This is a genomic window from Micromonospora sp. D75, from assembly GCF_018070405.1.
Lineage (GTDB): Bacteria > Actinomycetota > Actinomycetes > Mycobacteriales > Micromonosporaceae > Micromonospora > Micromonospora chalcea.
The window spans coordinates 1-8,047 of sequence record NZ_JAGPXV010000247.1 but is presented as its reverse complement, the minus strand read 5'-3'; the positions used below and the strand labels follow the sequence as shown (position 1 = coordinate 8,047).

8 protein-coding genes are annotated in these 8,047 nt (G+C 72.0%); 4 read left to right on the top strand and 4 right to left on the bottom strand.

Features of this window, described 5'->3' with window-relative positions; translation table 11 throughout:
- Both KBX39_RS16365 and KBX39_RS16360 read right to left on the bottom strand, forming a co-directional pair.
- Positions 1-675: FAD-dependent monooxygenase (locus KBX39_RS16365; protein WP_210871359.1), on the bottom strand; the 675-nt coding region annotated here is incomplete at its 3' end.
- Between the two features lie 72 nt (positions 676-747).
- Positions 748-1,686: a helix-turn-helix domain-containing protein gene (locus tag KBX39_RS16360; RefSeq protein ID WP_210871357.1), complete on the bottom strand. Its 939-nt coding sequence runs from the start codon at positions 1,684-1,686 to the stop codon at positions 748-750.
- A gap of 93 nt (positions 1,687-1,779) precedes the next feature.
- Here KBX39_RS16360 and KBX39_RS16355 point away from each other — a divergent pair, with 93 nt between their 5' ends.
- A complete protein-coding gene (locus tag KBX39_RS16355) occupies positions 1,780-2,787 on the top strand; it encodes a trans-acting enoyl reductase family protein (RefSeq protein ID WP_210871355.1) in 1,008 nt (335 codons plus the stop codon).
- Between the two features lie 55 nt (positions 2,788-2,842).
- Here KBX39_RS16355 and KBX39_RS16350 read toward each other — a convergent pair whose 3' ends face one another.
- Positions 2,843-3,301, bottom strand: coding sequence for a lamin tail domain-containing protein (locus KBX39_RS16350; protein WP_051611237.1), 459 nt, complete (start codon positions 3,299-3,301; stop codon positions 2,843-2,845).
- A 289-nt stretch (positions 3,302-3,590) separates the two neighbouring features.
- On the opposite strand from KBX39_RS16350, the gene KBX39_RS16345 reads away from it, so the two are divergent.
- Both KBX39_RS16345 and KBX39_RS16340 read left to right on the top strand, forming a co-directional pair.
- A complete protein-coding gene (locus KBX39_RS16345) occupies positions 3,591-5,696 on the top strand; it encodes a cellulase family glycosylhydrolase (protein ID WP_210871353.1) in 2,106 nt (701 codons plus the stop codon).
- Positions 5,697-5,806: 110 nt separating this feature from the next.
- Positions 5,807-6,613, top strand: a complete 807-nt coding sequence (locus KBX39_RS16340; protein WP_247660269.1) for an alpha/beta fold hydrolase — start codon at positions 5,807-5,809, stop codon at positions 6,611-6,613.
- A gap of 79 nt (positions 6,614-6,692) precedes the next feature.
- On the opposite strand, the gene KBX39_RS16335 is transcribed toward KBX39_RS16340, so the two are convergent.
- The gene (locus tag KBX39_RS16335) at positions 6,693-7,157 is read right to left on the bottom strand and encodes a DUF1579 family protein (protein WP_210871351.1); all 465 of its coding nucleotides are present in this window, start codon (positions 7,155-7,157) and stop codon (positions 6,693-6,695) included.
- Between the two features lie 103 nt (positions 7,158-7,260).
- Here KBX39_RS16335 and KBX39_RS16330 point away from each other — a divergent pair, with 103 nt between their 5' ends.
- Positions 7,261-7,716 (top strand): hypothetical protein, encoded by a 456-nt coding sequence (locus KBX39_RS16330; protein WP_210871349.1) that lies wholly within the window; start codon positions 7,261-7,263, stop codon positions 7,714-7,716.
- Positions 7,717-8,047: the final 331 nt, after the last annotated feature.

Genomic DNA, 8,047 nt, shown 5'->3' with positions numbered 1-8,047 from the left:
GGTCACGTCGGCCGCCGGCACGACCACCCGGAACACGCCGGGCCTGCCGGACGGCCCGAGCCCGAACCGCTTCTCGGTGCGGCGTACCTCGGTCATGATCGCGGTGATCTCGTCCGGGGAGGCGGTCACCTCCATCTCGCCCAGCAGCGTGTCGACAGTCGACGGCTCGCCGGGAAATCCGACGCCGAGCAGCTTCCGGACGGTGCTGCGCCCGCCGTCGCAGCCGACCACGAACCGCGCCCGCAACGGCTCCGAGGGCTCGCCGTCGAGGTGGACCGTCACACCGTCGTCGTCCTGCTCCAGCCCGGTCACCGCACGACCGCGCCGGATCTCGGCCCCCACCTCGGCCGCGTGCTCGGCGAGCAGCCGGTCGGTGAGCGTCTGCGGGATGCCGAGCACGTACGGGTGGGCGGTGTCCAGGTCGGCGGGGGCGGGCTTGTCGATGCCGGCGAAGAACCCCCGGATCGGGTGCTTGCCGCCGTGTTCGAGGAACCGCTCCAGCAGCCCGCGCTGGTCCATCACCTCGATGCTGCGGACGTGCAGCCCGAGCGAACGCACGTACGGCGGCGGCTCGGGGTCCCGCTCCAGCACGAGCACGCCGACGCCCTGGAGGCGCAGTTCGCTCGCCAGCATCATGCCGGTCGGCCCGCCGCCGACCACGATCACGTCGAACACAGCTTCCCCCGTGCCGATTGTCAGGCGACCGTCCCCTCGGGCGGCACGAACCGACCATAGCCGTTGTGCCGGTCAGCCTCGGCGGAACGTCCGGCGGTAGGTGTCCGGCGGCACGCCAACTGTGCGGTGGAAGTGCCGGCGCAGCGTCGTCGCCGTACCCATGCCTGACGCCTCCGCGACGGCGTCGATGCTGTCGTCGGTGTTCTCCAGCAGTTCCTGCGCCCGCCGGATGCGCTGGGTGGCCAGCCACTGCGACGGTGTGGCGCCGGTCGCGGCGGTGAAGTGCCGGACCAGGTTGCGGGTGCTCATGTTCGCCTGGCGGGCCAGGTCGGCGACGGTGAGCGGGCGGTCCAGCCGCGCCATCGCCCATGGGAGCAGCGCGGCGAGCGGGTGGTCCTCGCGGGCCGGGACCGGGGTGGTGACGTACTGGGCCTGGCCGCCGGCGCGGTGCGGCGGCACGACCAGGCGGCGGGCGACCGCGTTGGCGACTGTGGAGCCGTGGTCGCGGCGGATCAGGTGCAGGCAGAGGTCGATCGCGGCGGCCTTGCCGGCGGAGGCGAGCACGGTGCCGTTGTCGACGTAGAGCACGTCCGGGTCGACGTGCACGCGGGGGTAGCGGGCGGCGAGCGCCTCGGTGTGCGCCCAGTGGGTGGTGGCGCGCAGCCCGTCGAGGATGCCGGCGGCGGCGAGCACGAACGCGCCGGTGCAGAGGGAAACCATCCGGGCGCCCGCGGCGTGGGCGGCGCGGACCGCGTCGACCAGGTCGGACGGCGGGTCGGCGTCGGTGTCCTCGATCGCCGGGACGATCACTGTGTCGGCGCGGGCCAGGTGGTCCAGTCCGTGGTCGGGCGTGATGGCGAACCGGCCGACGCCGATCGGGCCGGGGCCGCAGACCACCAGGTCGTACCAGGGGTCGGCCAGCCCGGTCGGGTCACGGACGAAGATCTCGCAGGCCGCGGCCAGCTCGAAGTGCAGCATCCCGTCGGTGGCGGCGAGCGCGATGGTGGCCATGTCCGAAACTGTACGGGCATTGGCGTTTGCGACACTGGCCCGCCCCGGCCAGCCCGGCGAGGATCACTTCAGTCGATCTTTTGAGGGGGCGTCATGCGGGTGGCGGTGTTCGGGGCGTACGGGCACACCGGGCGGTTCGTGGCGGCGGAGCTGCGCGAGCGGGGGTACGAGCCGCTGCCGCTCGGGCGCGACGCCGGGAAGCTGGCGGCCGCGTTCCCGGAGGGGGAGCACCGGGTGGCGTCGGTGGACGATCCGGGCTCGCTGGACCAGGCGCTGGCCGGGGCGGCGGCGGTGGTCAACTGCGCCGGGCCGTTCGCCTCGACCGCGGGCCCGCTGATCGAGGCCGCGCTACGGGCCGGGATTCCCTACGTCGACGTGGCGGCCGAGATCGAGGCGAACCGGGACACGTTCGCGCACTACGCCGAGCGTGCCGAGGCGGCCGGTGTCGCGGTGGTGCCCGCGATGGCGTTCTTCGGCGGACTCGGTGACCTGCTGGTCACCGCCGCGATGGGGGACTGGACGGCGGCCGACGAGGCGCACGTCGCGTACGGGCTGAGCAGCTGGCACCCGACGGCCGGGACGGTCGCCTCCGGCGTCGTGTCGCGCGAGCGCCGCGACGGCCGCCGGGTCCGCTTCACCGGCGGGCGACTGGTGTACGCCGACGGCGACCTGCCCCGGCTGGACTGGGAGTTCCCGGCGCCGCTGGGCGTGCGGCCGGTGCTCGGCGAGTTCACCATGGCCGACGTGGTGACCGTGCCGAGTCACCTGGACATCCCGGAGGTGTGCACGTACATGACCGCCGACGCGGCCCGCGACCTGGCGGCGGGGGACGCTCCGGCCGCTGTGGACGAGCGGGGCCGGTCCGCGCAGACGTTCACCGTCGACGTGGTCGTGCGTGCCGGTGACGTCCGGCGGCGGGTGGTAGCGCACGGGCGGGACATCTACGCGATCAGCGCGCCGCTCGCGGTCGAGGCGGTGCACCGTTTGCTCACCGGGCGTACCCGGGCCAAGGGTGTCGCCTCGGCCGGCCGGATCTTCGACGCGCCGGACTTCCTGCGCGCGCTGTCGGACCACCTCACCGTGCGGTCGCTCGCGGCGTGACGGACGGAGACGGCCGGCCCCCCGGATCGGGTGGGCCGGCCGTTTCGCGGCGTGGTCAGCAGCTGGTGTAGCCGCGGCCGCCCTTGCCCCAGCTGCAGCTGTCGACCAGGCTGCCGGAGGGGTTGCGCAGGTAGGCGGTGTCGCCGTCGTTGTTCCAGACGTACGCGGCGCGGCCCCAGTAGCGGTGGGTGCCCTTGTTGGTGCCCTTGCCGGTGTGGATGACGATGCTGTTCCCGGCGGCCACCTTGAAGTCGCCGGTGAACGAGTAGACGTGGCCGGCCTTGTCGCGCACGTAGTAGCCCTTGAGGTTCTGGACCGTCTTGCGCTTGTTGGTCAGCTGGACGTACTCGGCGTTCAGGCTCGCGTTCGAGCGGGTGTCCTTGCCGGGGGAGTCGTAGTACACCTTGGTGATCATGAAAGGCGGCGTGGCGGCCTGGGCCGGAGCGGCGGCGGCGAAAGTGCCGGCGAGGGCGATGGTGATCGCCGACGCGATGCCGAGAAGCCTTCTGCGCACGATGTCCCCTTGAGGTCAGAGCGGTGTTGGCGGGCGAGAGCGTAGCGAGGATTCCCGGCCGAAATTGTTCCCACGAGGCGTGTCCGGCGGGTTTCGGACCGGCTGGCGGGTCCGGTGTGGCCGGTCGTCGAACCGGCCCGGTCGGTGGGGTGAGGCCGGGACGCCGGAACGGTTACGCATCCACATGCGCCGATTGACAATGTTTGGAATCCAAACTTATTCTCGCGCTGGGCGGGTGCGCGCCCCGCCCTCCCCGTCCACGCGCCCACCCCACCACGAAGGAACCACCATGTTCCGCTCTTTCCATACCACCCGATTGCGGGTCGGCCTGGTCGCGGCGACCGCCGCCACACTCGTGGCCGGCACCGCACTGCTGGCGACGAACGCCCAGGCGGCGGCCGGCTGCCGCGTCACCTACACCACCGCCAGCCAGTGGCCCGGCGGCTTCACCGCGAACGTCGACGTGACGAACCTGGGTGACCCGGTCAACGGCTGGAACCTGCGCTGGACGTTCCCGTCCGGCCAGCGGGTCACCCAGGCGTGGAGCGCCACGGTCACCTCCTCCGGCGCCGACGTCACCGCCACGAACGTCGGTTACAACGGCGCGATCGCCACGAACGGCACCGTCTCGTTCGGCTTCAACGGCTCCTGGACCGGCACCAACACCGCGCCCACCGCGTTCACGCTCAACGGCGTGGCCTGCACCGGCGGCGTCGGCGGAACCACCCCGCCGCCGACCACCACGCCCCCGCCGACCACCCCGCCGCCCACCACGCCACCGCCCACGACCCCGCCGCCCGCCGGCAACGCGATGGCCGCCGTCGCCGCCATGCAACCCGGCTGGAACCTCGGCAACTCCTTCGACGCGGTCGGCGCCGACGAGACCGCCTGGGGCAACCCGCGGGTCACCGAGGCGCTGCTGGACAACGTCCGCGCGCAGGGCTTCAACAGCATCCGCATCCCGGTGACCTGGAGCAACCACCACGGCGCCGCGCCGAACTACACGATCGACTCCGCCTGGCTCAACCGGGTACGCGAGGTGGTCGGCTGGGCGCTCGCCGACGGCTTCTACGTGGTGCTCAACATCCACCACGACTCGTGGCAGTGGATCAACACGATGCCCACCGACCGCACAGGCGTGCTGAACCGCTACAACGCGCTCTGGACCCAGATCGCCGCCGCGTTCAAGGACTCCTCGCCGAAGCTCACCTTCGAGAGCGTCAACGAGCCCCAGTTCACCGGCAGCTCCGGCGACGCGCAGAACGCCACGCTGCTCAACGAGCTGAACACGTCGTTCCACCGCATCGTCCGCCAGTCCGGCGGAAACAACGCCACCCGGTTGCTCGTCCTGCCGACCCTGCACACCTCCGCCGAGCAGGCCCGGGTGGACGAGCTGGTCAGCACGTTCAACACGCTCAACGACCCGAACCTGATCGCCACCGTGCACTTCTACGGGTACTGGCCGTTCAGCGTGAACGTCGCCGGCGGCACCAAGTTCGACGCGACGGTCCAGCAGGACCTGACCGACCAGTTCGACCGCGTCTACAACGCCTTCGTCACCCGCAACATCCCGGTGATCATCGGCGAGTACGGGCTGCTCGGCTTCGACCGGCACACCGGCACCATCGAGCAGGGCGAGAAGCTGAAGTTCTTCGAGTTCCTCGGCCACTACGCGCGCAGCCGCAAGCTGACCACCCAGCTCTGGGACAACGGCCAGCACTTCGACCGCACGTCGTTCGTGTGGAAGGACCCCGAGCTGTTCGCGCAGATCAAGTCGAGCTGGACCACCCGCTCCGGCACCGCGTCCAGCGACCAGGTGTACGTGCCGCGCACCGGCACGATCACCGCCAAGAGCCTGACGCTCAACCTGAACGGCACCACGTTCCAGGGGCTGCGCCAGGGCACCACCGACCTGGTCAACGGCACCGACTACACGGTCTCCGGCAGCACGCTGACGCTCACCGCGTCGGCGCTCACCCGGCTGGTCGGCTCCCGCGCGTACGGCGTGAACGCCAACCTCCAGGCACGCTTCTCCGCGGGCGTGCCGTGGCGGATCAGCATCATCACGTACGACCCGCCGGTGCTCTCCAACGCGACCGGCACCACCGCCGCGTTCACGCTCCCGGCGCAGTTCCGCGGCGACCAGCTCGCCACCATGGAGGCCCAGTACGCGGACGGCAGCAACGCCGGCCCGCACAACTGGACCTCGTACAAGGAGTTCGACGTGACGTTCGCGCCGAACTACACCGGCAACACGATCGCGCTGAAGCCGGAGTTCTTCGCCGAGGTCAACGACGGTCAGCGGGTCACCCTGACGTTCCACTTCTGGAGCGGCACGAAGCTGACCTACTACGTGACGAAGTCCGGCAGCACCGTCACCGGCACGGTGAGCTGACGGCGACGGCACGGCTCGCGGCGGTGGGCGTCGACACCGCCGCGAGCCGGTCCCGGCGGAGTTCCCCGCCGGACCGATGAGTTCCCGGGCCGGCGACGGTCGACAGAGGCATGAACACGCTTACTCTGCAGACGCCCGAGGTCGACCTCGTCTACGACATTCGCACGCCGAGCGCCGCCGACGCCGGACACCGCCCGCTGTTCATGATCGGCCAGCCCATGTGCGCCGACGGCTTCGCCACGCTGGCCTCGTACTTCCCGGACCGGACCGTCGTCACGTACGACCCGCGCGGGCTCGGGCGCAGCGTCCGCAAGGACGGCCGCGGCGACGACGTGCCCGAGGTCCAGGCCCGGGACGTACGCGACATCATCGACGCCCTCGGCACGGGACCGGTGGACATGTTCGCCAGCAGCGGCGGCGCGGTGACCGCGCTCGCCCTGGTGGCCGCGTACCCGGACGCGGTGGCCACGCTCGTGGCGCACGAGCCGCCGCTGGTGCAGGTGCTTCCCGACGCCGAGGCCGCCCGGCGGGCCATGGCCGCCTGCCAGGAGGCGTACCAGAAGAGCGGCTGGGGCGCGGGTATGGCGGCGTTCATCGCCATGACGTCGTGGCGGGGCGAGTTCACCGACGAGTACTTCGCCCAGCCGCTGCCCGACCCCGCCGCGTTCGGCATGCCGACCGAGGACGACGGCAGCCGGGACGACCCGCTGCTCTCCGACCGCGCCGCGGCGGTCACCCGCTTCCGGCCGGACGTGGACGCGCTGCGCGCGGCGCGTACCCGGGTCGTCGTCGCGGTGGGCGAGGAGTCGGCGGACACCTTCACCGGACGACCTGCTCGCCGGCGCCGACGAGGCGGCCGAGCTGCTCGGCGGCAAGGCCGCGGTCTTCCCCAGCCACCACGGCGGATTCCTGGGTGAGGAGATGGGCCACGCCGGGCAGCCGGAGGCGTTCGCCCGCCGGCTGCGGGAGATCCTCGACGGCGCCGCCTGACCGGACTCAGGCGCGGCGCACGTCGGTGACCATGACCGGGTAGGGGCCGGCCGGCATGTCGGCGCCCGCCTGGTCGGCCGGCACCACGTTCTCCATCCGCAGCCGCAGGGTGGCCGGGTCGGCGGTGTCCACCGTGATCCGCCACTGCCATCCGTCGCCGTACCCGGCGCTCAACTCGACCGCCGCCGCGCCGCCCGCCGTGCCGGTCAGCGTCATCGGCGTCGGCTGCTGGTGCCACGAGTCGCACCACCAGGCGACGAGCGAGCCCGGCTGCTCGCCGGCGGCGATCACCAGCAGACCGTCCTGCGGCCCGTCGTCCGGATGGGCCCACGAGTACGACACGGTGGTCAGGTGGCCACCGGCGGCGGTCGCGACGGTGGCGGTGGCCGGCGACTCGGCGAGCGGATCGGCGGGCATCAGACGGAAACCGCTGGTGCCGGCCCAGGACCCGGTGACGTCAGTGAGAACCATCGCCCCAGGATAGGAACCACCCCCGACACCGCCCGCCGACGCGGATCACGCGGCGCGCCACCGGGCCCGGTCCTCGCCGGCCTTGCGCGTGCACCGCATCAGCGTGCCCTTGGCGGTACGGCCGGTCGCGCCGACCGGCGAGCAGAAAGCGCCAGGGTGGACGGCGCCCTGGACGGTGCCGGTGGACGGCCTGGTGGTCCGGGGCGCGCTCGTGGTCCGCTTCGGCGTCGGCTTGGGCGTGGTCCGCTTCGGCTTCGGCCGGGGCGCCGGACGCGCGGTCGCGGTCTGCGGCGACGGCTCGGCGGCCCGCGTCGTCGGCGGAGCGGACGGCGAGTCGGTCGGTGCGGCGACGTTCGAGGGCGAGCCGGACGAGTGGGCGGCAGGGGGCGGATCGGCGCTGCGCGCGGTCGCGGTCGAGGCGGCGCTGATCGACGCGGGCTTCTCGTCCGTCGCGCCGCCGACGGCGGCGATCCCGCCGCCGCAGCAGCACAGCACCAGCACGCCGCCGGACACGAGCACGGCTTTCGTGCCGCCGGAAAGCCGGCGCCACCAGGACTGATTCGGTATCGGCCATGATCTCTGCGGTGATGGCTTGGTCACGCAACTCAGTCTGCTTGCGTCATCAATGATTGCGATTGGTCAACTGGCGCGTTTCGCATCGACGCTCGGCGACCCGTGCCGCCGATCCGTCGAGACACACAAGCCGATCATCGTGGATGACCGGACGCCGAGAGATCTTGGAAGATTTCGGCCCCTATGGCAGCTGTCATGTCCCGGGACATGTGTCAACGGGAAGTCCCGATAGATGTGTCAGGGGTTGTGGATCGTGGGGGTGGGGGTGAGGGGGATGTAGTTCTTGTCGGGGTTGAGGTGGAGGTAGCCGATGGGTT